The organism is Microbacterium sp. BG28 (assembly GCF_034044005.1).
Classification (GTDB): Bacteria; Actinomycetota; Actinomycetes; order Actinomycetales; family Microbacteriaceae; genus Microbacterium.
Genome location: NZ_JAXCHA010000002.1, coordinates 959,418 through 985,429, shown reverse-complemented (window position 1 = coordinate 985,429; position 26,012 = coordinate 959,418). Strand labels below are relative to the sequence as shown.

At 69.6% G+C, this 26,012-nt stretch carries 21 protein-coding genes; 17 read left to right on the top strand and 4 right to left on the bottom strand.

Features of this window, described 5'->3' with window-relative positions; all coding sequences use genetic code 11:
• Positions 1-63: 63 nt before the first annotated feature.
• From SK224_RS10655 to def, 3 genes are read left to right on the top strand one after another with little or no spacing between them, the layout of a single operon-like run.
• Positions 64-3,471: a pyruvate carboxylase gene (locus SK224_RS10655; protein WP_320434637.1), complete on the top strand. Its 3,408-nt coding sequence runs from the start codon at positions 64-66 to the stop codon at positions 3,469-3,471.
• Between the two features lie 49 nt (positions 3,472-3,520).
• Positions 3,521-5,002 carry a MinD/ParA family protein gene (locus SK224_RS10650; RefSeq protein ID WP_320434636.1) on the top strand — a complete coding sequence of 494 codons (1,482 nt, stop codon included), beginning with the start codon at positions 3,521-3,523 and terminating at the stop codon, positions 5,000-5,002.
• Positions 4,999-5,490: a peptide deformylase gene (gene def / locus SK224_RS10645; RefSeq protein ID WP_320434635.1), complete on the top strand. Its 492-nt coding sequence runs from the start codon at positions 4,999-5,001 to the stop codon at positions 5,488-5,490. The genes SK224_RS10650 and def overlap by 4 nt, the downstream gene beginning before the upstream one ends.
• A 54-nt stretch (positions 5,491-5,544) precedes the next feature.
• Here def and SK224_RS10640 read toward each other — a convergent pair whose 3' ends face one another.
• Positions 5,545-7,380, bottom strand: coding sequence for an AMP-dependent synthetase/ligase (locus SK224_RS10640; RefSeq protein WP_320434634.1), 1,836 nt, complete (start codon positions 7,378-7,380; stop codon positions 5,545-5,547).
• A 171-nt stretch (positions 7,381-7,551) separates the two neighbouring features.
• Between SK224_RS10640 and SK224_RS10635 the strand changes: the two genes are divergently transcribed.
• From SK224_RS10635 to SK224_RS10625, 3 genes are read left to right on the top strand one after another with little or no spacing between them, the layout of a single operon-like run.
• Positions 7,552-8,502: an ROK family glucokinase gene (locus SK224_RS10635; protein ID WP_320434633.1), complete on the top strand. Its 951-nt coding sequence runs from the start codon at positions 7,552-7,554 to the stop codon at positions 8,500-8,502.
• A 2-nt stretch (positions 8,503-8,504) separates the two neighbouring features.
• Positions 8,505-9,227 (top strand): lysophospholipid acyltransferase family protein, encoded by a 723-nt coding sequence (locus tag SK224_RS10630; RefSeq protein ID WP_320434632.1) that lies wholly within the window; start codon positions 8,505-8,507, stop codon positions 9,225-9,227.
• Positions 9,228-9,231: 4 nt separating this feature from the next.
• The gene (locus SK224_RS10625) at positions 9,232-10,569 is read left to right on the top strand and encodes a class II 3-deoxy-7-phosphoheptulonate synthase (RefSeq protein ID WP_137416717.1); all 1,338 of its coding nucleotides are present in this window, start codon (positions 9,232-9,234) and stop codon (positions 10,567-10,569) included.
• Between the two features lie 72 nt (positions 10,570-10,641).
• On the opposite strand, the gene pknB is transcribed toward SK224_RS10625, so the two are convergent.
• On the bottom strand, positions 10,642-12,582 hold the full coding sequence (gene pknB, locus SK224_RS10620; RefSeq protein ID WP_320434631.1) for a Stk1 family PASTA domain-containing Ser/Thr kinase: 1,941 nt from the start codon (positions 12,580-12,582) through the stop codon (positions 10,642-10,644).
• 68 nt (positions 12,583-12,650) lie between these two features.
• The gene (locus tag SK224_RS10615; protein WP_320434630.1) at positions 12,651-13,601 is read right to left on the bottom strand and encodes a LysM peptidoglycan-binding domain-containing protein; all 951 of its coding nucleotides are present in this window, start codon (positions 13,599-13,601) and stop codon (positions 12,651-12,653) included.
• A 153-nt stretch (positions 13,602-13,754) separates the two neighbouring features.
• Here SK224_RS10615 and SK224_RS10610 point away from each other — a divergent pair, with 153 nt between their 5' ends.
• Positions 13,755-14,099 carry an Rv2175c family DNA-binding protein gene (locus tag SK224_RS10610; RefSeq protein ID WP_320434629.1) on the top strand — a complete coding sequence of 115 codons (345 nt, stop codon included), beginning with the start codon at positions 13,755-13,757 and terminating at the stop codon, positions 14,097-14,099.
• Positions 14,100-14,111: 12 nt separating this feature from the next.
• Here the strand turns inward: SK224_RS10610 and SK224_RS10605 are convergent, their stop codons facing one another.
• Positions 14,112-15,200, bottom strand: coding sequence for a polyprenyl synthetase family protein (locus SK224_RS10605; RefSeq protein ID WP_320434628.1), 1,089 nt, complete (start codon positions 15,198-15,200; stop codon positions 14,112-14,114).
• 65 nt (positions 15,201-15,265) lie between these two features.
• Here SK224_RS10605 and SK224_RS10600 point away from each other — a divergent pair, with 65 nt between their 5' ends.
• From SK224_RS10600 to SK224_RS10555, 10 genes are all read left to right on the top strand, one after another.
• Positions 15,266-15,631: a DUF3040 domain-containing protein gene (locus SK224_RS10600; RefSeq protein WP_320434627.1), complete on the top strand. Its 366-nt coding sequence runs from the start codon at positions 15,266-15,268 to the stop codon at positions 15,629-15,631.
• A gap of 165 nt (positions 15,632-15,796) precedes the next feature.
• Positions 15,797-16,228 (top strand): division/cell wall cluster transcriptional repressor MraZ, encoded by a 432-nt coding sequence (gene mraZ / locus SK224_RS10595; RefSeq protein WP_234073091.1) that lies wholly within the window; start codon positions 15,797-15,799, stop codon positions 16,226-16,228.
• A 100-nt stretch (positions 16,229-16,328) separates the two neighbouring features.
• Positions 16,329-17,282, top strand: a complete 954-nt coding sequence (rsmH, locus tag SK224_RS10590; RefSeq protein ID WP_320434626.1) for a 16S rRNA (cytosine(1402)-N(4))-methyltransferase RsmH — start codon at positions 16,329-16,331, stop codon at positions 17,280-17,282.
• Positions 17,279-17,887: a hypothetical protein gene (locus tag SK224_RS10585; protein ID WP_320434625.1), complete on the top strand. Its 609-nt coding sequence runs from the start codon at positions 17,279-17,281 to the stop codon at positions 17,885-17,887. Before rsmH ends, SK224_RS10585 begins: the two co-directional genes overlap by 4 nt.
• Positions 17,888-17,891: 4 nt before the next feature.
• Positions 17,892-19,673: a penicillin-binding protein 2 gene (locus tag SK224_RS10580; RefSeq protein WP_320434624.1), complete on the top strand. Its 1,782-nt coding sequence runs from the start codon at positions 17,892-17,894 to the stop codon at positions 19,671-19,673.
• A gap of 17 nt (positions 19,674-19,690) precedes the next feature.
• Positions 19,691-21,103: a UDP-N-acetylmuramoyl-tripeptide--D-alanyl-D-alanine ligase gene (locus SK224_RS10575; RefSeq protein WP_320434623.1), complete on the top strand. Its 1,413-nt coding sequence runs from the start codon at positions 19,691-19,693 to the stop codon at positions 21,101-21,103.
• Entirely contained in the window at positions 21,100-22,209 is a 1,110-nt protein-coding gene (gene mraY / locus SK224_RS10570) for a phospho-N-acetylmuramoyl-pentapeptide-transferase (protein ID WP_320434622.1), read from the top strand. Before SK224_RS10575 ends, mraY begins: the two co-directional genes overlap by 4 nt.
• Positions 22,191-23,750, top strand: a complete 1,560-nt coding sequence (gene murD / locus SK224_RS10565; RefSeq protein ID WP_413816780.1) for a UDP-N-acetylmuramoyl-L-alanine--D-glutamate ligase — start codon at positions 22,191-22,193, stop codon at positions 23,748-23,750. Before mraY ends, murD begins: the two co-directional genes overlap by 19 nt.
• On the top strand, positions 23,701-24,945 hold the full coding sequence (ftsW, locus tag SK224_RS10560) for a putative lipid II flippase FtsW (RefSeq protein ID WP_413816779.1): 1,245 nt from the start codon (positions 23,701-23,703) through the stop codon (positions 24,943-24,945). Before murD ends, ftsW begins: the two co-directional genes overlap by 50 nt.
• Complete coding sequence (locus SK224_RS10555) at positions 24,942-26,012, top strand: UDP-N-acetylglucosamine--N-acetylmuramyl-(pentapeptide) pyrophosphoryl-undecaprenol N-acetylglucosamine transferase (protein WP_320434619.1); 1,071 nt, start codon at positions 24,942-24,944, stop codon at positions 26,010-26,012. Before ftsW ends, SK224_RS10555 begins: the two co-directional genes overlap by 4 nt.

Here is a 26,012-nt window from a genome sequence, read left to right as displayed (position 1 = left end):
GATGTGTGAGGCGGCGAACCCGGCCGCCGGACACCCCCGCCTCACGACGGATGCGAGGTCCCCATGTTCCGGAAGATCCTGGTCGCCAACCGCGGCGAGATCGCGATCCGCGCCTTCCGCGCGGCGTTCGAAGTCGGGGCCCGCACGGTAGCCATCTATCCCTACGAGGACAGGTTCTCCCTGCACCGGCTGAAGGCCGACGAGGCCTACCAGATCGGCACGAAAGGCGCCCCGGTTCGGGCGTACCTCGACGTCGAGGAAATCATCCGCGTCGCCGTCGAGTCCGGCGCGGACGCCATCTACCCGGGCTACGGCTTCCTCTCTGAGAACCCGGAGCTCGCCGCACGTGCGGCCCAGGAGGGGATCGCTTTCATCGGTCCGCCGGCCCGCGTACTCGCGATGGCCGGTAACAAGGTCACCGCCAAGCAGCACGCGCGGGACGCGGGTGTGCCGGTGCTCCGCTCGAGCGAGGCGTCCGACGACGTGGACGCGCTGCTCGCGGCGGCGGAGGAGATCGGGTTCCCGCTCTTCGCGAAGGCCGTCGCCGGCGGCGGCGGGCGCGGGATGCGGCGCGTCGAGTCCGCCGCCGAGCTCGGCCCCGCACTCGCCGAGGCGATGCGGGAAGCGCAGAGCGCGTTCGGCGACCCACGGATGTTCCTGGAGCAGGCCGTGCAGCGCCCGCGGCACATCGAGGTGCAGGTGCTCGCCGACCGGGCGGGGGAGACTGTTCATCTCTACGAACGCGACTGCTCGGTGCAGCGCCGCCACCAGAAGGTCATCGAGATCGCGCCGGCGCCCAACCTCGACGACAGTGTGCGCGCCGACCTGCACCGCTATGCCGTCGCCTTCGCCCGATCGATCGGCTACGAGAACGCCGGCACGGTGGAATTCCTCCTGGAGACCGCCGGCCCTCGCGCCGGCGAGGTCGTCTTCATCGAGATGAACCCCCGCATCCAGGTGGAGCACACCGTCACCGAGGAGGTCACGGACGTCGACCTGGTGCAGGCCCAGATGCGGATCGCCGCGGGAGCCACGTTGGGGGAGCTGGGTCTCACGCAGCCCGAGATCCCACTGCGCGGCGCGGCTCTGCAGTGCCGATTGACGACCGAGGACCCGACGCAGGGGTTCCGGCCCGACACCGGCAAGATCACGACGTACCGGTCGCCGGGCGGCGCCGGCATCCGGCTCGACGGTGGCACCACGGCGGCGGGCTCGCAGATCAGTCCGCATTTCGACTCGATGCTGGCCAAGCTGACGTGCCGCGGTCGCGACTTCCCGGCGGCCGTGGCCAGGGCGCGCCGCGCGCTGGCGGAGTTCCGCATCCGCGGCGTCTCTACCAACATCCCCTTCCTGCAGGCGGTGCTGGACGACCCGGCGTTCGAGGCCGGAGATATCAGCACCTCCTTCATCGACGAGCGTCCCGAGCTGCTGCGCGGGCGGGAATCGAAAGACCGCGGATCGAAGATCCTGAACTGGCTCGTCGACGTCACGGTCAACCAGCCGCACGGGGCGCGTCCGGTGACGGCGTCACCGACGGCGAAGTTGCCGCACGTCGACCTGCGCGCCCCCGCGCCGGCTGGGTCCCGCCAGCGCCTGCAGGAGCTGGGGCCGGCTCGCTTCTCTGCGGACCTGCGCGCCCAGACGCGGCTCGCGGTCACCGACACGACCTTCCGCGACGCGCATCAGTCGCTGCTGGCGACGCGGGTGCGCACGAAGGATCTCGCCGCCGTCGCTCCCTATGTCGCCCGGCTGACCCCGCAGCTGCTCTCCGTGGAGGCCTGGGGCGGCGCCACCTACGACGTCGCGCTGCGCTTCCTCGGCGAGGACCCGTGGGAGCGTCTCGACGCGCTGCGGCAGGGCCTGCCGAACATCGCTATCCAGATGCTGCTGCGTGGACGCAACACGGTCGGCTACACGCCGTACCCGGCCGCGGTGACCGACGCCTTCGTCGCGGAGGCTGCCGCATCCGGGGTCGACATCTTCCGTATCTTCGATGCCCTCAACGACGTGACGCAGATGCGCCCGGCGATCGACGCCGTTCTCGCCACGGGCACGGCCGTCGCCGAGGCGGCGCTCTGCTACACGGGCGACATGCTCGATCCGGGCGAGGATCTGTACACGCTCGACTACTACCTGCGCCTGGCCGACGAGATGGTCTCCGCCGGAGCGCACATCATCGGCATCAAGGACATGGCGGGTCTGCTGCGTCCCGCGGCCGGAGCACGTCTGGTCAGCGCCCTCCGGGAGCGCTTCGACGTGCCCGTCCACGTGCACACCCACGACACGGCCGGCGGCCAACTGGCGACGCTCCTCGCTGTCAGCGCGGCAGGAGCCGACGCGGTGGACGCCGCGGCCGCGCCGATGTCGGGCACCACGAGCCAACCGTCGCTCTCGGCGCTGGTGGCCGCCCTCGCCCACACCGAGCGCGACACCGGCATCCCTCTCGCCGCGGTCGCCGACCTCGAGCCCTACTGGGAGGCGGTACGCCACCTTTACCACCCGTTCGAGTCGGGACTGCCCGGCCCGACGGGACGTGTGTACCGGCACGAGATCCCCGGCGGGCAGCTGTCGAACTTGCGTCAGCAGGCCATCGCCCTCGGGCTCGCGGAGGACTTCGAGCTGATCGAGGACATGTACGCGGCGGCGAACGACATCCTCGGACGCGTTCCCAAGGTGACCCCGTCATCGAAGGTGGTCGGCGACCTCGCGCTGCACCTGGCCGCGGTCCGCGCCGATCCCGCCGACTTCGCGGAGAACCCGCAGAACTACGACATCCCGGACTCGGTCGTGTCGTTCATGGCGGGTCAGCTGGGCGACCTGCCGGGAGGCTGGCCCGAGCCGTTCCGCACGAAGGTGCTCGCCGGCCGCACGGTCACCGATGCCGCAGGAGCCCTCGACGAGACGGATGCGGCGACGCTGGTCGAGCCCGGCCCGGCCCGGCGCACGACCCTCAACCGGCTGCTGTTTCCCGGCCCCACCCGCACGTTCCACGAGGCCCGCGACGCCTACGGCGATCTGGCCGTCCTCGACACGGCGGACTACCTGTACGGGTTGACTCCGGGCGGCGAGCACGTCGTGGAGATCGAGCGGGGCGTGCAGCTGTGGGTCGGCCTCGAGGCCATCGGCGAGCCCGATGACAAGGGTATGCGCACCGTCATGACGACGCTCAACGGTCAGCTGCGGCCGGTGTTCGTGCGGGATCGCTCCATCGTGGTGGAGGCGGCCCCCGCGGAGAAGGCCGACACCTCCAAGGCCGGTCAGATCGCGGCGCCGTTCTCCGGCGTGGTCACGCTGAAGGTGACGCCGGGGGCAAAGGTGCGGGCGGGAGAGGCGGTCGCGTCGATCGAGGCGATGAAGATGGAGGCGGCCATCACCAGCCCGATCGACGGCCTCGTCGAAAGGCTCGCGATCGGGGCGACCCAGCAGGTCGAAGCGGGCGACCTTTTGGTCGTCGTCAAAGGCGCGCATTAGCCTGAGGTGGGCGCCGGCTCTCCGGCGGCCCGTTGGGAGTACCTAAGCCATGCCTGATCGTGACGATCAGATGACCGGCCACGACGACGACATCCTGGACCAACCGGTCCGCGTCGACGCGGCCGGCATCGACATTCTCGGAACCCAGACCGCGCAGGTCGCGGTGACTCTGCCCCTCGCCGATGACGACGACGGACTCGACGACGACGTCATCGCCGACGAGACGGTGCCTGCGGCCGAGCCCGTCGTCATCGCAACCCTGGAGGACACGGGCGAGTTCTCGCCCGTGCGCACGTCCGACCTCGACATCCATGACGCGGAGATCGAGCCTCCGGTGAACGAAGAGCCCCCGGTCGCGGTGGTGCGCGCGCCCGAGCCCGCGACGGTGACTGCGACCACGCGGGTGCGTGTGCCCGTAGCGGCAGCCGAGCCTGTGGCGTCGCCGGCGCCTGCTGCGCCCACGGTCGCGACGCGATCCGAACCGACGGTCGCAACGCGATCCGAGCCGACTCCCGTCTCGCCCGTTGACGCCACGCCCGCCCCCGTCACCCTTGCGGCACGACGCGTCGATCAGGAGGAGTCCAAGCGCGAGAGCGCCGACCTGCTGACGGCCGACCGGCTGCTGGAGATCGACCGGCTGCCCAGGCGCGAGCCCGAGGGGGCGTGGCCGAACCTGGTCTACACCCTCAGCGGCGGCCGCGTGCGCCTGGGCGACAGCCGCCGCTCCCGCGAGCGGCGTGCGCTCGATGAGCGGATCGCCGCGCCCCTCGACGGCGGCGCACGCTTCGTGGCGGTCCTCTCGCGCAAGGGCGGTGTGGGCAAGACGACGGTGACCGCGCTGCTCGGGATGGCGCTCGCGGATGCCCGCGACGACCGGGTCATCGCGCTGGATGCGAACCCCGACCGCGGCACGCTCGCCGAGCGCGTGGGTCGCCCGAGCGGCAAGACCGTGCGCGATCTCGCCAGCCAGGCGGCACCGATCCACGGCTTCAACGAGATCTCGGCGATCGTCGCCCGCGACGACACGCGCCTGGACGTGCTCGCCTCCGACACCGATCCACATGTGTCCGAGGCGTTCGACGACGCGGACTATCGAGAGGTCGCCGCTCTCGCCGCGCACTACTACTCCATCGTGTTGACCGACACCGGGACCGGCATCGTGCACTCGGTGATGGATGCGACGCTGGAAGCCGCCGATGCACTCGTCATCGTGTCCGGGCTCAGCGTCGACGAGGCGCGGCTGGCCTCCGAGACGCTCACCTGGCTGGAGACGAACGGCTATACAGCTCTGGCACGCTCGGCTGTCGTGGTTCTGAACGCGTCGCGCCCGGGGGCGCCGCTGGTGCGCCTGGACGAGTTGGAGGAGCACTTCCGCTCGCGCGTGCGGCAGGTCGTACGTGTGCCGTACGACGCGCGCATCGCCACAGGCAGCGCGATCTCGTTCCGTGACCTCCAGCCCGCCACGCGCGCCGCGGCGCGCCAGCTCGCCGCCGTCGCCGTCGAGGGTCTGCGCGTGGCGGCCGCATCATGACGGTACGGGCCATCCGACTGTTCGGCGACCCCGTACTCAAGAGCCGCGCGAGCGAGATCATCGATGTCGATGAGGGTGTGCGCGCGCTCGTGCGCGACCTCGTCGAGACCGTCGAACTGCCGGGCCGAGCAGGGGTCGCCGCCCCGCAGATCGGCGTGGGCCTGCGGGCGTTCAGCTACAACGTCGACGGCGAGATCGGATACATCCTGAATCCGGTGCTCGTCGAGGTCTCGGGTGAGCCGCAGCTGACGGGCGAGGGGTGTCTCTCGGTGCCCGGCCTCTGGCACGACGTGATGCGTTACCCGCATGCGAAGGTCGTCGGGATCGACCTCGACGGCAACGAGCTCGTGCTGGAGGGCGAGGGCCTCATGGCGCAGGCGCTGCAGCACGAGACCGACCACCTCGACGGGATGCTGTACCTCGACCGGCTCGATAAGGAGCGCCGGCGCGTGGCCTTGCGCGAGGTGCGCGAGAGCGACTGGTTCTGAGTCACGCAGAAGGGGCCCGCATCCGATATCGGATGCGGGCCCCTTCTCGCTCGCTCAGGGGAGCGGGACGTTCTGCGTGGTCTCCTCGGGCGCCCGGTACAGCTGCTCGACGTCGTCGGCGAAGTCCGCGAGGATCACGTTGCGCTTGATCGACAGCTTCGGTGTGAGGTGGCCGCTGGCCTCCGTCCACTCCGTGGGCAGGATGACGAACTTGCGGATCGACTCCGCGCGGGAGACGCCGGCGTTCGCCTTGTCGATGGCCTGCTGCACCTCGGCGCGGACGGCGGGGTCGTGGGCCGCCTGGGCGAGGGTGAGGTCCTTGGGGCGGCCATTGTTCTCCAGCCAGGTCGGCAGCATCTCGGGGTCCAGGGTGACCAGGGCCGAGATGAACGGCTTCTGATCGCCCACGACGACGACCTGTCCGATGATCGGGTTGGCCCGGATCGGATCCTCGAGGGCGGCGGGCGCGACGTTCTTGCCGCCCGCGGTGACGATGATCTCCTTCTTGCGGCCGGTGATCGTCAGGTAGCCGTCGTCGTCGAGCGAACCGAGATCTCCGGTCTTGAACCAGTCTCCGTCGAACGCCGCGGTCGTCGCCTCCGGGTTCTGCCAGTACTCCTTGAATACGTTCACGCCGCGCACCTGGATCTCGCCGTCCTCCGCGAGACGGATGCCGACACCGGGGATCGCGGGGCCGACGGTGCCGATCTTGGACCGTGTGGCGAGGTTCACGGTGGCGGGCGCGGTGGTCTCGGTCAGGCCGTAGCCCTCGAGGATGTGCACGCCGAGGCTGTGGAAGAAGTGGCCGAGGCGCGGGCCGAGGGGCGCGGAACCGGACACGGCGTAGCGCACCTGGCCACCCATCGCGTCGCGCAGCTTGCTGTACACGAGCTTGTCGAACAGGGCGAACTTGATCTTCATCCCGAGGGGGATGCGCCGCCCGTCCTGCAGGTAGGCGGAGTGATCGATCGCGACCTGCGCGGCCGAGCGGAAGATCCTGCCCTTGCCGCCGGCCTCTGCCTTCTGCTCCGCGGAGTTGTAGACCTTCTCGAACACGCGCGGGACGGCGAGCAGGAAGGTCGGCTTGAAGGAGCCGAGAGCGGCCAGGAGCTGCTTGGTGTCGGGCTGGTGGCCCGTTTTCACGCCCGCGTGGATGTTGAGGATCGAGATGAAGCGGGCGAACACGTGGGCGGTCGTGATGAACAGGACGGTGGAGGCGCCGGGGGTGTTGACGACCTCCTTCAGCGAGGTCGCGGAGTTGCGCGCGAGTTCGACGAAGTTGCCGTGCGTCAGCACGCACCCCTTGGGGCGACCGGTCGATCCCGACGTGTAGATGAGCGTGGCGATATCGGAGGATTCGGCGAGAGCGCGTCGGCGCTCGATCTCCTCGTCGGGCACGGCCGAGCCGGCGGTGATCATCGTGTCCAGGTCGCCGGCGAACATCTGCCACGAGGAGCGCACGAGGGGGAGCCTGTCGCGCACCTCGGCGAGGCGGGCCGCGTGCTCGGCCGTCTCGACGAGGCAGGCCACCGCGCCGGAGTCGGACAGGATCCATTCGATCTGGCTGGGCGAGCTCGTCTCGTAGATCGGCACCATGACGGCGCCCGCGTAGAAGAGCGCGAAGTCGACCAGGGTCCAGTCGTAGGTCGTGCGGGCGAGGAAGCCCACCTTGTCGCCGGGAGCCACGCCCGCCGAGACGAAGCCCTTCGCAAGCGAGACGACCTGGCGCTCGAACTCCCGTGCCGTGATGTCGCGCCAACCGTCTCCGTCGGGGACGGCGAACAGAGGACGGTCGGGAGTCGCGCGCACACGCTCCACGAGCAGGTCGCCCACGTTGGCGTGCGGATCGGCGGGGACGATCGCGGGCACTTCGAACACTGTTGCGCTCATGTCGGCAGCTCCTTCGGTACCGGACGGGTTGCTATGAGACGCAAGTCTACGCATGCGTGGAACTGAGTCCCACCGTCGCGATCGTCGCGACGACTTGTTCCGGCCCTGCGGAAGGCGATCTGCCGTGCGCCGACTAAGCTTCTGGAGGCCTTACCGGACGAAGGGACGACAGTGTTCGCAGTGGGAATCGACATCGGCGGAACGAAGATCGCCGGTGGCGTGGTCGACGAGCACGGCGCCATCGTCCGCAGGGCGCGTGTCGCGACCCCCGCGGATGTGACGGGCATCGAGGTCGCCGTGGCGCAGATGATCACGGAGCTCTCGGCCGGCGAGCAGCTCGTGGCAGGCGTCGCGGCCGCAGGCTTCATCGACCGGGAGCGTTCGACGGTCTACTTCGCTCCCAACATCGCCTGGCGCGACGAACCCCTTCGCGAGCGCATCGAACAGCGCACCGGTGCGCGCGTGCACATCGAGAACGACGCCAACGCGGCGGGCTGGGCGGAGTACCGGTTCGGTGCTGGAGAGGATCTGCGCGACGTCGTCATGCTGACGCTCGGCACGGGCGTCGGCGGCGCTGTCGTGGTCGACGGCAATCTGCTCTCCGGCGGTCACGGCGTGGCCGCCGAGCTCGGGCACATGCGCCTCGTCCCCGAGGGACGCACCTGCGGATGCGGCCAGCGCGGCTGCCTCGAGGTCTACGGATCGGGCCGTGCTCTCCAGCTCGAGGCGCGTGAGATCGCCGTCGACGCGGAGTTCGGCATCGGAGCGCGCCTGGCGGCGGCCTCACGTGAGGAAGGCGGGCTCACCGGATCCGCCATCTCACGGCTCGTCCAAGACGGTGACCCCGGCGCGCTCGAAGCGCTGCGTCGCATCGCGGTGGCCGTCGGTACGGCGTGCGGCGGGCTGGCCGCCATCCTCGACCCGGAGCGCTTCGTCATCGGCGGGGGAGTGTCCCAGCTCGGCGACGTGCTGCTGGAGCCGATGCGGGAGGCTTTCGCTGCCGCGATGCCCGCGTATGGTTATCGTCCGGTCGCCGATTTCCAGGTGGCCCGTCTCACGAACGATGCCGGCGTCATCGGCGTCGCGGATCTGGCACGACGTCGGGCGGTCGCAGGGGGCTGACAATGTTCTACTGGCTGATGAAGTACATCGTGATCGGACCGATCGTGAAAGCGATCTTCCGGCCGTGGATCGTGGGCCGGCGCAACATCCCCGCAAACGGTGCGGCCATCCTCGCCAGCAACCATCTGTCCTTCGCCGACTCGATCTTCCTGCCGCTGATGATCGACCGGCCGATGACCTTCCTCGCCAAGAGCGACTACTTCACCGGCCGCGGTATCAAGGGCTGGGCGACGCGCGTGTTCTTCAAGGCGACGGGGCAGATCCCGATCGACCGCTCGGGCGGCAAGGCCTCGGAGGGCTCGCTCAACACGGGACTGCAGGTGCTCGGGCGGGGTGACCTGCTGGGCATCTACCCGGAGGGCACCCGCAGCCCCGACGGACGCCTGTATCGTGGGCGCACGGGCATCGCGCGCATGGCGTTGGAGGCCCGCGTCCCCGTCATCCCGGTCGTGATGGTCGACACCGACACCGTGATGCCGATCGGTCAGCGTGTTCCGCGCATCGGTCGCGTCGGCATCGTCATCGGCGAGCCGCTGGACTTCTCCCGGTTCGCGGGGATGGAGGGCGACCGCTACGTCCTCCGGTCGGTCACCGACGAGATCATGGTCGCTCTGCAGCGCCTGGGCGCGCAGCGTTACGACGACGTCTACGCCTCCACGGTCAAGGACCGGCTGGCGACGTCCTCGTCGCACGGGCTCGACACGCCCGCGGCGTCGCTAGACTGAGCGAATGCCCCACAGCTTGGACCCGCTCGATCACTGGCGCTCACTGCCGATCAAGCAGCAGCCCTCCTGGCCCGACGCCGACGCTGTCGCGGCCGTCTCCGCCGAACTCGCCACCCTTCCGCCGCTCGTCTTCGCGGGAGAGGTCGACCGTCTTCGCGACCGCCTCGCGACCGCGGCTTCCGGGCGGGCCTTCCTCCTGCAGGGCGGTGACTGCGCCGAAACGTTCGCCGGTGCGACGGCCGAGCAGATCCGCAACCGCATCAAAACGCTGCTGCAGATGGCGGTGGTGCTGACGTACGGTGCGTCGATGCCGGTCGTGAAGATGGGGCGCATGGCGGGGCAGTTCGCCAAGCCGCGTTCGAGCGACACCGAGACGCGTGGCGACGTCACGCTGCCGGCGTACCGCGGCGACATCGTGAACGGCTACGACTTCACGGAGGGTTCGCGTACCGCCGACCCTCGACGGCTCGAGAAGGCGTACCACACGGCCGCCTCGACGCTGAACCTCATCCGCGCGTTCACGCAGGGCGGCTTCGCCGACCTCCGCGAGGTCCACAGTTGGAACCGCGGCTTCGCCGAGAACCCGGCCAACCAGCGCTACGAGGGCCTGGCGGCGGAGATCGATCGCGCCATCAAGTTCATGGAGGCGGCGGGAGCCGACTTCGACGAGCTCCGCCACGTCGAGTTCTACACCGGCCATGAAGGCCTGCTCATGGACTACGAGCGGCCGCTGACCCGCATCGACTCCCGCACGGGAACGCCGTACAACACCTCGGCTCACTTCCTGTGGATCGGGGAGCGCACGCGAGATCTCGACGGCGCGCACGTGGATTACTTCTCCAAGATCCGCAACCCCATCGGCGTGAAGCTCGGTCCTTCGACGACCCCCGAGACCGCGCTGGCGCTCATCGACAAGCTCGACCCCGAGCGCGAGCCCGGCCGCCTCACTTTCATCACCCGGATGGGTGCGGGCAAGATCCGCGACGCACTGCCGCCCCTGCTGGAGGCCGTGAAGGATGCGGGCGCGACGCCGCTGTGGGTCACCGACCCGATGCACGGCAACGGCATCACGACACCCACCGGTTACAAGACGCGTCGCTTCGACGACGTGGTCGACGAGGTGCGCGGCTTCTTCGAGGCGCACCGCGCCACGGGCACCCACCCGGGCGGCATCCACGTCGAACTCACCGGCGACGACGTGACCGAGTGCCTGGGCGGTTCGGAGATGATCGACGAGGCCACCCTCGCGACCCGCTACGAGAGCCTGTGCGACCCGCGCCTGAACCACATGCAGAGCCTGGAGCTCGCCTTCCTCGTGGCGGAGGAGCTCGAGAAGCGCTGAGCCTTGAACGTCGAGAGCCGCCCCGCATCCGTGCGGGGCGGCTCTCGCGTTACGTGCGAGCCGCGGCGCGGTTCAGCCGGTCAGACTGAGGACGAGGCTGACGTTCGCGTTCTTGCGGATCTTGTCCTCGTCGGTGGGATCCTGCGAGACGACCTTCGCGACGTTCGGCGCGGCATCCCAGTAGCCCGCGTACTTCGCCTTGAACCCGGCTGCCTCGAGCGTCTTCTTCGCCTCGCTCAGCGTCATCCCGACGACGTTGGGGACGGGGAACAGGGGAGGGCCGTCCGAGACGATGAGCTGCACGGTGTCATTCGGGCGCCAGTCTCCGCCGCCCTCGCGGGCAGAGATCCCGATCACGCGACCCTCATCGATGGTCTCGCTCGTCTGCGACGCGCTATCGCCGGACACCGCCAACCCGAGCGCGGCGAGTGTCTTCGTCGCGTCCGAGACGCTCATTCCCGCCACGTCGGGAACCGGGCCACGGGAGACGGTGAAGCTCGCGCTGTCGCCCTCGTGCAGAGTGCAGCCGTTCGAACAGTCGATCGCGTCGCCGCCGGCGGCAGGCGAGACGGCCGCGGCGACGACGGTGCCATCGGCCGCGTCGGTGAACACGTACTGCGGATCGCCGACGGAGACGCGCACCTGCTGCATCGTGGCTGTCGCCGCATCCAGCGTCATCCCGGCCAACGCGCCGACGTCGTGCGGCTGGGGTCCCTGGGACATCACCACCCGCACGAGCGAGTCCTTCTCGACGCGTTCGCCGCTTCCGGGCTCGGTGCGGATCACGGCGCCCGCGGCGACGTCGAAGCTGTACTCGTCCGCCCGTTCCACCCGCAGACCGCGATCCACGATCTCCGCCTGGGCGGCTTCGAAGCTCTGCCCCTCCAGCGCGGGTACCGCCACCAGCGAGCCGGGCCCTGAGCCGAACCACCAGCCGATCCCGCCCGCGAGTGCTGCCAGCAGCACGACCAGCGTCAGCAGCCACGCACCCTTGGCCGATCGCCGACGTGCGCGCCGGCGCAGCAGCGTGGCGTTGTCGACGTCCTCGGCGGCGGCCGTGGGGCCAGTGGCTCCGAGCGGGAGCGCCTTGGTCAGTTCACCGGAGTCGAGGCGGTCGTCGCTCACGGCCGTGCCGACCGCGAGCGTGCGCGCAACCTGCGGCGCGATGCCGAGCTCGCGCTCGATCGCGCGCAGACGCTGCAGCATCTGATCCGCGTCCACCGGCCGGGCGTCGGGGGAGCGTTCCGTCGCCCACAGCACCAGCTCGTCGAGCTGCTCGGGCACCGCCGGGTTCTTCACGCTCGGGCGGGGAACCGAATCGGTGGCGTGCTGATACGCGATCTGCATGGGCTGCTCGCCCTTGTACGGCTGCTCGCCGGTGAGCATCTCGTAGAGCAGGATGCCGAGGGCGTAGATGTCGCTACGGGCATCGGCGCTGCCGCGCGTGACCAGCTCGGGTGCGAGATACGCGATCGTTCCGAGGAGCATCTGCCCGCTCGCCGTGTTCGCTGTGGTCGCGCGCGCGAGACCGAAATCGCCGATCTTGATGCGGCCGTCCTCGGCGAGGAGCACGTTCTCGGGCTTGACGTCGCGGTGCACGATGCCGGCGCGGTGCGCGGCGGCGAGGCCCGACAACACCGCATCCATGATCGTGATGGTCTGCGGGACCGGGATGCGGCGCTGCTCCTTCATGAGCTCGCGCAGCGTGATGCCCGGCAGGTACTCCATGACGAGATACGCCATGTCGCTGTCCTGGCCCTGGTCGAACACGTTGACCACGTGTGGGTCGGCGAGGCGTGCGGCCGCGCGTGCCTCTTGGATGAAGCGACTCTGGAAGACGGTGTCGTCGCTGAGATGGCCGTGCATGACCTTCAGGGCCACGCGCCGTTCCAGGCGCAGATCGGTCGCGACGTAGACGGTGGCCATGCCGCCGCGGGCGATGCGGGAGCGCACGCGGTATCGGCCGTCGACGAGACGGCCGATCAGCGGGTCGGTGCGCTGGCTCGTGCTCACGGTGAGAGTCTACGGAGCGGTCGCTGTGAGCTCCGGCAGCGGCTCACCGCTGATCCTGCCCTCCGGTCCTACCCCAGGGCGGCCAGCCAGGCGAGAGAAGGCTCCTCCCACCGGGCATAACGATCCGGATACGCCGAGATCTGCACCGCCTGCGCGGCATCCGCATAGGACATCGACTCCCACCCCGCGATGTCGAGGAGGCCGCGCGTGCGGCTGCCGTTGGGGTCGGTGGGCCCGCCGAAGAACGCGCGGGTGGCGCGCTCCGCGTCGCGCACCTCCTCCACCGTGCCCCACCCCGTGGAGGGGCGCTGCTGAAACAGTCCCTGCGAATCGCGGTCGCCCCAGTCGAGGTTGCGCAGCCACGACTCCTGCATAGCGGTGCCCAGTGCGATGGCGATCCCGGGCTCGGGAACGCCCATCTCACGCCCGATTCGGATGATGGTGCGTGCGTTCTGGGCCTGCTCGGCGTCCAGCTCCAGGCCGATCGGAGCCACGGCAGCCGGTGCCGGTACAGGCGCGGCAGCCGGTGCTGGGGCGGCGGGCACGGAGATCGTCTGACCCGGGTAGATGATCGAGTCCCAGGTGAGGCCGTTGGCGGCCAGGACGGCCCCCGCCGTCGAGCCGTGACGCCCGGCGATGCCGCTGATGGTGTCGCCGGCGACCACGGTGTAGGACGTGCCGGCGGGTGCGGTTGCGGGTGCCGGAGCCGGCGCGGTGGGAGCGACCAGAGACAGCACCCGACCGGGACGGATGAGCGAGTTCTCCCACGACAGGCCGTTCCACGAGAGCACATCGGCTGTCGCGAGTCCGTAGCGCGCGGCGATGGCGGCGACGGACTCACCGGCTGCAACGGTGTGCGTGGCCGGCGGCGGGGTCTGGGCGGGGCGAGGAACGCCCTGACGTGGCGGTTCCACCGTCGACGCGTGCGCGGGCGCGGCCATGAGGGTGAGCGCGACCGTGCTCACGAGAGCGGAGGCGCCGATGACGGCGCGCGGGTGGGGGGAGACGTCCACGAGCATGGTCGTCCTCTCTTTCACATCCGGGGGTTCCGCCACCCTGACACGCGTGTGTACCGAGGTCAACGGAAGTGACGGGTGTGACAGATGAGATCTCTCCCATCTTTCGATCCGCGCGCGGCGCGGTGCGCCGCGCGCGGATGAGAACATGGACGGGTGAGTTCCGACACCCCCGTCCCCACCGAATGGCTTGCGCTGCCCGATCTGGTCGAGCTGACCGGTGAGTCACTGAGCCGTGTCCGGCGTCTGCTCGACGAGGGCTATCTCATCGGCTCGCGTCGTGAGGGCTCGTTCCGCGTGCCGAGCGTCTTCCTCGTCGACGGTGCGCCCTTGTCGTCGCTGCGCGGCACGATCTTCGCGCTCCGGGATGCGGGGCTGACGGATGATGAGGCCATCGACTGGCTCCTGGCCTTCGAGGACTCGATCGGGCAGGCGCCGATCATGTCGCTGCTTCAGGGGCGCAAGAGCGAAGTGCGCCGCGTCGCTCGCGCCCTCGGCTGAGCCCGGTCGCCGTCAGGAGCGTCGCTGGGTCGCCGCCCGGGCGAGGTCCCGCAGCTCGCTGACCGTCGCGTTCGCGAGGGGAGCGGCGGACAGGGCTCGATCGGCCTCGCGCACATAATCGGTGATGAGCCGCTCGACGCGGTCGAGGGCACCGCTGTCGATGATCGTTCGCTGCAGCGCCGCGATCTGCTGTTCGGCGAGGTCCGGGTCGCCCAAGAGTTCGTCGAGGGTGCGTCGCGCGCCCGGACCGAGCGCCTCGCGGGCGTAGGCGATGAGCACCGTGCGCTTTCCTTCGCGCAGATCGTCGCCGGACGGCTTACCGGTCTCGGCGGCGTCGCCGAAGACTCCGAGGATGTCGTCGCGAAGCTGGAAGGCCATGCCGACCGGATGTCCGAACGCGCTCAGCGCGTCGAGCTGAGTGGGATCGGCGCCGGCCAGGGCCGCGCCGATCCGCAGCGGCTGCTCCACGCTGTAGCGGGCGGACTTGAGCGAAGCCACGCGCAGCGCACGATCGGCGTGCGTCGCATCGTCGGCCACCGCGAAGGCCGATTCCTCGGCGATGTCGAGGTACTGCCCGACGGTGACGTCGCGCCGCATCCGGGCGTACTCGGCGCGCGCCGCCGCCGCATGATCCGTCAGAGCGAGCCCCTCCTCGAGGAGGTCGTCGCTGAAGGCCACCAGCAGATCCCCGCCGAGGAGGGCAGCCGAACGGCCGAAGCCGGCGGCGTCGCCCGCCCAGGATCGCGCGGAGTGCTGCGCCTGGAGGGCGCGGTGCAGGGAGGGGCGTCCGCGGCGGGTGTCCGAGTTGTCGATCAGATCGTCGTGGACGAGGGCCGCTGCCTGGAAGATCTCCAACGCCGCGGCCGTCGCGACGACGGCCGCGGGCGGCGTCGCTCCGGGCGCGACGCGCTCTGCGACGGCTCGCCAGCCCGTCACGCAGAACCGCGCGCGCAGGCGCTTGCCGCCGGTGACGGTGCCGCGCACATCCTCGACGAAGGCGAGAGCGTCGGGTCCCATCGCCCGCGCGGCGTGCTCCTGCGATCCGAAGAACGTATCCAGTCGCTGGGAAACCGCTTCGATCGCGTCTGTGGTCCTCGACACGGGCCTAGCCTAGTTCGACAGGCGGCGCGTAGAATCCAAGCATCGCCGTGACCCTAGGGGGACGAATGCCTCTCTCCGAACAAGAGCAGCGCCTGCTCGACGAGATGGAACGCCATCTCATGAGCAATGACGCCGACGTCGTCAGCGCGCCGCAGGGCGGCCGCGCGCTCAGCTACCGCAACATCGTGTACGGGACGATCCTCGTGCTCATGGGGCTGGGCGGCCTGATCGTCGGACTCTCCACGCAGTTGATCGTGGTGGGCGTCATCGGCTTCATCGTCATGCTCGGAGGCGTGATCTTCGCGCTCACCCCGTCGAAGACCGCTCGTCCGAGCGCCGCCCCCCGCGCCGGCGGCTCGCCGTCGCGGTCCTCCGCCGGATTCATGGACCGCATGAACGACCGATGGGACCGCCGCCAAGAAGGCCGCTGACCCACCGCTTCTCACAAAGCGCCGACCCTCCGGGGTCGGCGCTTTTTTCGTGTCCGGGGAGCATCCGCCCAGATACGCGCCCGAATGTGTAGTGAAGTGGAGGGAAGTGGAGTAAAGTGGTGATCACCTCACACGTGGGCCGGACGAAGGAGGGGGGATGCGCGAATGCTGCTCGGCACGCACACCCCCAAGCTCGACGACAAAGGGCGGGTCATCCTCCCGGCCAAGTTCCGCGACGACCTCGGCGGTGGCGTCGTGATCACGCGCGGTCAGGACCGCTGTCTCTACGTCTTCGCGACCGAAGAGTTCGAGAAGGTGCACGAGCGCATCCGTGAGGCACCGCTGACCAACAAGCAGGCGCGCGACTTCCTGCGCATGTTCCTCTCGGGCGCGAGCGCCGAGAAGCCGGACGGCCAGAACCGCATCACGATCCCGCCGGCCCTGCGCACGTATGCCGGTCTCGAGCGCGAGCTCGTCGTCACCGGCGTCGGCGCGCACGCGGAGATCTGGGACGCCGAGGCGTGGAACTCCTATGCCGAGAGCAACGAAGAGACGTACTCCGAGATGGAGCAGGAGGTGATCCCGGGCCTGTTCTGAGCCCTCGACCCCGATTCCCAGCCGCTCGAGCCCTGACGCACTTCCCCGGTGTCAGGTCGGAGCGGATGGGGATCAGGATCGAGGGACCCGGCCCCGCATCATGGACTTCCGCGACATCCACACCCCCGTCCTGCTCGAGCGCTGCGTGGAGCTGCTGGCGCCTGCCCTCGATCGCGAGGGCGCCGTCTTCGTCGATGCGACCCTCGGCATGGGAGGCCACAGCGAGGCGTTCCTCGAGCGGTTCGACGACCTCCGGTTGATCGGCCTCGACCGTGACACCGACGCCCTGCGCATCGCGGGGGAGAGGCTGGCACGGTTCGGCGACCGAACAACCCTCGTGCACACCGTCTACGACGGCATCCGAGCCGCCGTCGCGTCGGCGGGCGTCGACCGCATCGACGGCATCCTCTTCGATCTGGGGGTCTCCTCACTGCAGTTGGACGAGGCAGAGCGCGGCTTCGCCTACGCCAAGGACGCGCCGCTGGACATGCGTATGGATCAGTCCGCCGGTGTGACCGCCGCGGACGTGGTCGCCACCTACGGCGAGGGCGATCTTCGTCGCATCTTCGAGCGCTACGGTGAGGAGAAGCTCGCGGCACGGTACGCGCGCGCGATCATCGCCGCCCGCCAGGCGGAGCCCATCGTCCGCTCGGGCCGTCTCGTCGAGATCCTCGACGCCGCGACGCCCGCGGCGCTGCGCAACGCGGGGCATCCGGCCAAACGGGTGTTCCAGGCGCTGCGCATCGAAGTCAATGCGGAACTCGCCGCCCTCGAGCAGGCGCTTCCCGCGGCCCTCGAGCTGCTCGCGGTGGGTGGTCGCATCGTCGTGCTCAGCTACCAGTCCCTCGAGGACCGCTTCGTCAAGCGCGAGCTCGCCCGTGCGAGCAGTTCCACCGCCCCCGCGGGGCTGCCCGTCGAGCTGCCCGAGCACGCGCCGCAGTTCCGCCTGCTGGTCAAGGGGGCCGAACTCGCCTCCGACGCCGAGCGCGAGTCGAATCCGCGCGCCACCCCGGTACGACTTCGTGCCGCCGAACGAGTCCGGGAGATCGTATGAGCACCACCACGAGCGCAGCCTGGGCCATCGAGCCTCTCGAGCAGCGACCCGAGACCGGACGCCGGACCGAGCGCACCCTGCGCCCCGTCGATGCACCGGCCCGTCGGCGTCGGCCGCGACTGGTCTACGGCATCATCGCCGTCGCGGGGGCGCTCGCGATCGCGGGTGCGCAGATGGTGCTGTCGGTCCTGTCGACGCAGAGCTCCTTCGAGCTCGCGAGCCTGACTCAGCAGCAGCGCGATCTGACGGTGCAGAAGCAGATCCTCTACGACCAGGTCGCCGGCCTCAGCTCGCCCCAGTACCTCGCCGCGAACGCGGCAGCGCTGGGCATGGTCATCAACGAGTCTCCGAGCTACCTCCGCCTCAGCGACGGCGCGGTGCTGGGGGCGCAGCAGGCATCCGTCTACACGTCGACGATCGACCCGCTGGGGCGCGGCGCCGTGTCGAACGCGCTCATCACCCAGACGCCGCTCGTCACCGCTCCGGATGCCACGATCAACGGCGTGCAGGCACCGCCGGCGGCCGAGACCGAGACGGGCACGGGCGCCGATCCGGCGACACCCCCCGCGCTGACCGACGGACTGCCCACCCCTGCCACACACTGAGACCATGACGACGAGAAGCACGCGAACCCCCCGTCGCCGCACCGTCATCGCCCTGGCCGTGGTGCTGGCCGTCCTCGTCGCCTTCGTGGTGCGCCTGGTCGACATCCAGGTCGTGAACGCCGGAGAGCACATCGACGACTCCCTGCGCATCGCCATGGGCGGCAAGACCACCCTGTACGGCACGCGCGGATCGATCGTCGACGAGAACGGCAACGTCCTGGCGGGCAGCATCCTCACCTACGACGCGGAACTCGATCCCAGCAATGTGGGACCGATCGAGCGCACGGACTCCTCGGGCGACGAGATCGAGGTCGATTGGCCGACCGTCGCCGGTGAGATCGCCCAGATCACCGGTCAGAGCGCCGAGGACGTGCAGAAGATCGTCGCCGACGCCCTCGCCGTCAACCCGAAGTCGCAGTACGCATCGCTCAAGAACGGCCTCTCGACCGAGAAGTACCAGCAGTTGCTGGATCTGCGGATCCCGTATCTCACGATGAGACCGCATCCAGCCAGGACGTATCCCGACGGTGCCGTCGCCGGCAACCTCGTCGGCTTCGTGGGCTCCGACGGGAAGCCGTTGGAAGGTCTCGAGTCCGCCCAGGACTCGTGCCTCGCACCGACCGAGGGCGAGCGCGTCTTCCAGCGCGGCAAGGACGGCGTGATCATCCCCGGCACCGAGCAGGTCACCCCCGCCGTCGACGGCGGCACGCTCACCCTCACGATCGATCGCGACCTGCAGTACTACCTGCAGCAGCTGATCGCGGAGCAGGCCACCAACCAGGGTGCTCAGCACGGGCAGATCATGGTCGTCGAGGCCAAGACCGGCAAGATCCGCGCGGCGGCGGAGTGGCCGACGGTCGATCCGAACAATGTCTCTGCGACCGCTCCGGAGGATCGCTCCAGCCGGATCTTCCGCGGCACGTTCGAGCCCGGTTCGACGTTCAAGGCGCTGTCGGCGGCGACCGTCATCGACACCGGCGCCGCGACGCCGACCTCGACCGTCACCGCATCCGGTCGCGAGACCTTCCCGAACGGCGCCCGCGTGCAGGACGCGATCCCGCACGGCGCGTTGAACTACACGCTCGCGGGTGTGCTCATCGACTCATCCAACGTCGGCATCTCGAAGTTCGCCGAGATGGTCCCCGCCCAGACGCGCTACGACTACCTGCAGAAGTTCGGCATCGGACAGATCAGCGGCGTGGACTTCCCGGGCGAGGCGAAGGGGACGCTGCGTCCCGTCGACCAGTGGGACAACCAGACCTTCTACAACACGTCGTTCGGTCAGGGCGTCGCGACCACGCTGCCTCAGCTGATGGGTGCGTACCAGGCGATCGCGAACGACGGCACGAAAGTGCCGCTCTCGCTCGTGGAATCGTGCACGAACGCCGACGGCACCGTCCAAGACTCGGATGCCGGCGCGAGCACGCAGGTCGTGAGCGCGAGCACGGCGACGCAGGTGCGCGAGCTGCTCGAGAACGTCGCGGTGCAGGGCGGCAACGCCAAGGCCACGGCCATCAGCGGTTACCGGGTGGGACTCAAGACCGGAACGGGTGAGATCTCCGACGGCTCCGGCTACAAGAGCGGCGTCTACTTCACGACGATGATCGGCATGGCGCCGGTGGATGACCCGCAGTACATCGTCGCCGTCACCCTCGATCAGCCCACTGCGGTACGCTCGTCTGCGGCCAACGCTGCGGCCTTCCAGAAGGCGATGACCCAGGTGCTGAAGACCTACCGGGTCCTGCCCTCCGACTCGCAGCCCGAGCTGCTGCCGAAGATCGGCTGAGCGGCGCCCTCCAGGACATGATCGCACTCACACTCTCCCGCATCGCCGAGATCCTCGGCGGAACGCTGCTCCCCGCAGGCGCCGACGACGCCGACACCGTCGTCTCCGGCGACGTCGACACCGACTCGCGTCAGATGCGCCCCGGTGGCATCTTCGTCGCCAAGCCCGGCGAGGCGACCGACGGGCACCTGTTCGTCGACGCCGCGGTCTCTCTCGGCGCCGTCCTCGCGATCGTCGAGCGTCCGGTCGACACCGCGGTGTCCCAGATCGTCGTGCCCGACGCCGTCGCCGCCCTCGCCGCCCTCGCGCGCGCCGTCGTCGCCGAAGTGCGCGCCGGCGGACGCCTGCGGATCGTGGGGATCACCGGCTCCAACGGCAAGACGACCACGAAGAACCTCCTCGCCCGCGTCCTGGAGCCGGAGGGCGAGACCGTCGCTCCCCGCGCCTCGTTCAACAACGAGGTGGGCGCCCCGCTCACGATGCTGCGCGTCACCCACGACACGCGCTTCCTGGTGAGCGAATTCGGGGCGAGCGCCCCGGGCGCGATCGCGCAGCTGGCAGGGCTCGTCGAACCCGACATGGGCGTCGTTCTGATGGTGGGCATGGCCCACGCCGGCGGCTTCGGCGGCATCGAGGCCACCTTCCATGCCAAGAGCGAGCTCGTGCGGGCGCTGCGCCCGGGCGGACTCGCCGTGCTCAACGTCGACGACACGCGCGTACGGGCCATGGCCCCGATCGCGGCCGAACAGTCCGTCGACGTGCGCTGGTTCGGTCTCGGCGAGGATGCCGCCGTGCGCGGCAGCGACGTCGAAGTCACCGCATCCGGGACCCGCTTCGTCCTCACGATCGAGGGTGAGAGCCGCCCGGTGGCCCTGCGCGTCCTCGGCGCCCACCACGTGATGAACGCCCTCGCCGCGGCCGCGGCCGCGACCGCCCTGGGGGTCACGATCGACGATGTCGTGACCCGCTTGGAGTCAGTGCAACTCGCCGAGCGCTGGCGCATGCAGCCGTTGGGCTCCGATCGCGTGCGCATCATCAACGATGCGTACAACGCGAGCCCCGACTCGATGGTTGCGGCGCTGCGGACGCTGGCGCAGATCACCGCGCCGGACGAGCGCATGGTCGCCGTCCTCGGCGCGATGAGCGAGCTCGGCGAGTACGCGGGGGAGGAGCACGACCGAATCGGCGAGCTCGCCGTCCGTCTGCGCATCCCGCGCATCGTGATCATCGGACAGGCCGCCCGGCGCATGTACCTCGCCGCGGTCGCCGAGGGCTCGTGGAGTGACGAGGCCGTGTTCTTCGACGACGCGGATGCGGCGTACGCCTACCTCATGGGGGAGCTGCGCGACGGCGACCGTGTGCTCGTGAAGTCGTCCAACTCCGCCGGGCTCCGCTTCCTCGGCGACCGTCTGGGAGAATCGTTCACGTGAGATCACTCCTGACAGCCGCCGCGATCTCGCTCGCTTTCACCCTGTTCCTGACGCCCGTCTTCCTGCGGTTGTTCCGGGCGTGGGGTTGGGGTCAGGTGATCCGCACCCCGGAGAACGAGCACAACCCGAGCCACGGCGCGAAGCGCGGCACGGTCACGATGGGCGGCACGATCTTCATCGTGGGCAGCCTCGTCGGGTACTTCATCGGTACGTACGCCGGTGGCAACCCGCCCACGATCTCCGGTCTGCTGGTCATCTGGATGATGGTCGGCTTCGGCGTCGTCGGGTTCATCGACGACTTCATGAAGGTGCGTCGCCAGAACAGTCTCGGACTCTCCGGCTGGCGGAAGATCATCGGCCAGATCCTGGTCGTCGTTCCGTTCGGCATCGTCGGCCTCAGCTTCCCGAACACTGACGGGCAGACGCCGGCGAGCCCCTTCGTCTCGCTCTTCCGCGACATCCCGGTGCTCTCCTTCATGGCGCTGGGCGCCATCGTGGGGTGGGTGCTCTACCTGGCGTGGATCGCCTTCCTCGGCGTCGCCGCCTCGAACTCGGTCAACGTCGCCGACGGGCTCGACGGGCTCGCCGCCGGTTCCGGGATCTTCGTCACGAGCGCCCTCGCGCTGATCTCCTTCTGGCAGTTCAAGCAGCCGTGCGACCTCGACGCGATCAGTCGTGGACTCCAGAACGCCTGCTACCAGACACGCGATCCCTTCGATCTCGCGATCATCGCCGCATCCTTCATCGGCGCGCTCGTGGGCTTCCTCTGGTGGAACGCACCCAAGGCGCGGGTGTTCATGGGCGATGTAGGATCCATGTCGATCGGCGGCGTGATCGTCGCCCTCGCGATCCTGACCCGCACGGAGATCCTGCTCGCGGTCATCGCCGGCGTCTACGTCATCGCGTCGGGATCCGTCATCCTGCAGCGCTTCTACTTCAAGCTCACGCGGGGCAAGCGCCTGTTCCTCATGAGCCCGCTGCACCACCATCTCGAGATGCGCGGCTGGCCCGAGATCACGATCGTGGTGCGGATGTGGATCATCGCGGGTCTGCTCGCGCTGACGGGTGTCGGCCTCTTCTACGTGGAATGGCTCGTGCGATCGTGACCGACGCTCGTCTGGACGCGCTGAACAGCTGGCATGCCGACTGGAAGGGGCTGCGCGTCGTCGTGCTCGGGCTGTCGATGACCGGCTTCTCGGTCGCCGACACCCTGGCCGAGCTCGGCGCCGACGTGCTCGTGATCAGCGAGAGCGCCGACGAGGAGTACGCCCGGCTGCTGCCCGTCATCGGCGCAGGTCTGTGGACCGGGCCGCTGGACACGGTCCCGGAGGCGCTGATCGCGCACCGCCCCGACCTCGTCGTGGCCTCGCCCGGCTTCGCCCCGCATCACCCGGTGATCTCCTGGACACGGTCCGAGGGCGTCGCGCTCTGGGGCGACCTGGAGCTGGCCTGGCGCGTGCGCGACAAGGTGCGACGGCCGGACGGCTCCCCGCACGAGTGGATCCTCGTCACGGGCACCAACGGCAAGACGACGACCACGCGACTGACCGCGACGATGCTGCAGACCGCGGGATACCGCGTCGCCCCCGTCGGCAACATCGGGGTGCCGGTGCTGGATGCGGTGCGCGACCCCGCCGGCTTCGACGTTCTCGTGGTCGAGGTGTCAAGCCATCAGCTCTGGTATCTGTCGCTGCAGACGGGGCCTGAACCGGTGTCGCCCTGGGCCAGCGTGTGCCTCAACCTCGCCGACGACCACCTGCAGTGGCACGGATCGTTCGCCGCGTACCGTGATGCGAAGGCCGTCGTCTACTCCCACACGCGCACGGCATGCGTGTACAACAAGGCCGATGAGGCCACGCGGTTGATGGTCGAGGAGGCCGACGTCGTGGAAGGCGCACGCGCCATCGGCTTCGATCTCGGGATGCCGGGACCCAGTGACCTCGGCGTCGTGGAGGGCATCCTCGTCGATCGGGCCTTCCTCGACGACCGTCGCAACAGCGCCCTCGAACTCACGACTCTCGAGGAGCTGTCCCGCCAGCAGCTCGCCGCGCCGCACATGGTCGCCAACGTCCTCGCCGCCGCCGCGCTCGCCCGGTCGGTGGGCGCCGAGCCCGCCGCGATCCGCGAAGCGCTCTCGCAGTTCCGTCTCGATCCCCACCGCATCGAGGTCGTTGCCACATCGACAGGTGTGACCTGGGTCGATGACTCCAAAGCCACGAACCCGCACGCCGCCGCATCCTCGCTCGCGGCCTACCCCGGCGCCATCTGGATCGTCGGCGGTCAGTTGAAGGGCGTGGACATCTCGGATCTCGTCGCCACGCGCGGCATCCTGGCGAAAGCCGCCCTCGTCATCGGCGTCGACCGCACCGAGGTGCTGGCGGCGTTCGCGCGACACGCGCCCGCGGTTCCCGTGTTCGAGGTCGTTGACACGGAGACTGAAGACGTCATGGCGCAGGTCGTCGAGCTGGCGACGAAGATCGCGTCCGACGGGGACGTGGTTCTGCTCGCCCCCGCCGCCGCATCCTTCGATCAGTTCACGTCCTATGCGGACCGCGGGACGCGCTTCGCGGACGCCGTGCGCACGAGGATCGGAAGGGATGCGGGTGGTCGACACGACGAGGACCAGGCCCCTCCCGCCGGAGCCTGAGCCCGCGAAGCGGGGACTGGCCGCACGGGTCTCTCTCGGACGCGTCTTCGCTCCGGTTCCCAGCGAATTCCTCCTCATCGCGTCGACGGCGCTGATCCTCACCGGATTCGGGCTCGTGATGGTGCTCTCCGCCACGTCGGCGACGAGCGAGGATGCAGGCGGCGGTCCCTACGACGCCGTCATCAAGCAGGGCGTGTTCGCGGTCATCGGCATCCCGCTCATGTTCCTGGCCTCTCGCATGCCTCTGCGGTTCTGGAAGCGCATGGCGTGGCCGGCTCTCATCGGGGCGACGGTCTTCCAGCTGCTGGTGTTCACACCGCTGGGCATCACGAACGACGGCAACCAGAACTGGATCCGCATCGCGGGCCTGCAGGCGCAGCCGTCGGAGTTCCTGAAGGTCACGCTCGCCATCTGGCTGGGGTACATCCTCTATCGCAAGCGAACGCTGCTCGCCGATTGGCGCCACGTCTTCATCCCCGCCGTTCCGGTGGGCATCGCCGTCATCGGCACCGTCATGGCCGGCCACGACCTCGGCACCGCGATCATCCTCGTGCTCATCATGCTCGCGGGTCTGTTCTTCTCCGGTGTGAAGCTGCGGGTCTTCCTGCTTCCGCTCCTGCTCTTCGCGGGCGGCGTCGCCTACTTCGCCATCTCGAGCCCCGACCGCATGCGTCGATACATGAGCTTCCTCTCCAACGACTGCCTCGCCGACTACTACGGCGACTGCTACCAGCCGCTGCACGGCATCTGGGGGCTCGCCGGAGGCGGCGTGTTCGGCGTGGGCCTGGGCAACTCGAAAGAGAAGTACAGCTGGCTGCCCGCGGCGGCGAACGACTACATCTTCGCGATCGTCGGCGAGGAGCTGGGACTGATCGGCTGCATCGTCGTGCTCATGCTCTTCGCGATCTTCGCGGTCGGCGCCTTCCACATCGTGCGTAAGACCGATGATCCGTTCGTGCGGATCGCCGCCGGTGCCATCACCGTCTGGATCATCGGCCAGGCGTTGCTCAACATCGGCGTCGTGCTGCGACTGCTGCCCGTCTTCGGCGTCCCCTTACCCTTCCTGTCGCAGGGCGGGACCTCGCTCATGTCCGTGCTCATAGCCTGCGGCGTGCTCCTCTCGTTCGCTCGGACCATTCCGCCCAAGGCGCGCTCAGCGGCATCCCCGTCGCAGCGTGGCACAATCACCCGGTGACGACGTATCTTCTCGCCGGCGGTGGCACCGCCGGGCATGTGAACCCCCTGCTCGCGGTCGCCGACGGGCTGCGCGAGCGCGAGCCGGACGCGCAGATCCTCGTGCTGGGTACCCGCGAGGGGCTCGAGTCCCGGCTGGTCCCGGCGCGCGGCTACGAGCTCCTCATCGTCGACAAGGTGCCCTTCCCACGCCGCCCGAACGGCGCGGCGCTGCGTTTTCCCGCCCGGTGGCGGCGCGCCGTGGCGCAGGTGCGCGGCTACATCCGCGACCGCGGCGTCGATGTCGTGGTCGGATTCGGCGGTTACGCCGCAGCTCCCGCGTACGTCGCCGCCCGCCGCGCGCGCGTTCCCGTCGTCGTCCACGAGGCGAACGCGAAGCCGGGTCTGGCGAACGTCCTCGGTGCGCGCCGCGCCGCCGCCGTGGGGGTGGCCTTCGAGGGGACCCCGCTGCGCCGCTCCGAGGTTGTCGGGATGCCGTTGCGCCGTGAGATCGTGTCGCTGGACACCGCGGCGCTGCGGCCTCAGGCAGCCGCGTCGTTCGGCCTCGACCCCGCTCGTCCGACGCTCCTCGTCTTCGGCGGCTCCCTCGGCGCTCAGCGGCTCAACGACGCCTTCGGCGCCGCCTACCAGGACGTGCTCGCCGCGGGCTGGCAGCTGCTGCACATCACGGGGGAGCGGTCGGAGCTGCCCGACCCCGCGGTGCGCGGCTACGTCGTGCGGCGCTACATCGACCGGATGGACTACGCCTTCGCGGTCGCCGATGCGATCGTCTCCCGCTCGGGAGCGGCGACGGTCAGCGAGATCAGCGCGCTCGGCATCCCCGCCGTGTACGTGCCGTATGCGGTCGGCAACGGCGAGCAGAGTCTGAATGCCGCATCCGCCGTCGCCGCGGGAGCGGCGGTGCTGATCCCGGATGCCGAACTGGACGCCGAACGCGTGCGCTCCGATGTCCTGCCGCTCATCTCGGATCGCACCCGCATCGCGCGGATGCGGGAGGCGTCGGTCGGTGTCGGCACCCGACACGGCACCGAGAACGTCATCGCGCTGATCGACCGCGCGCGGGTCTGA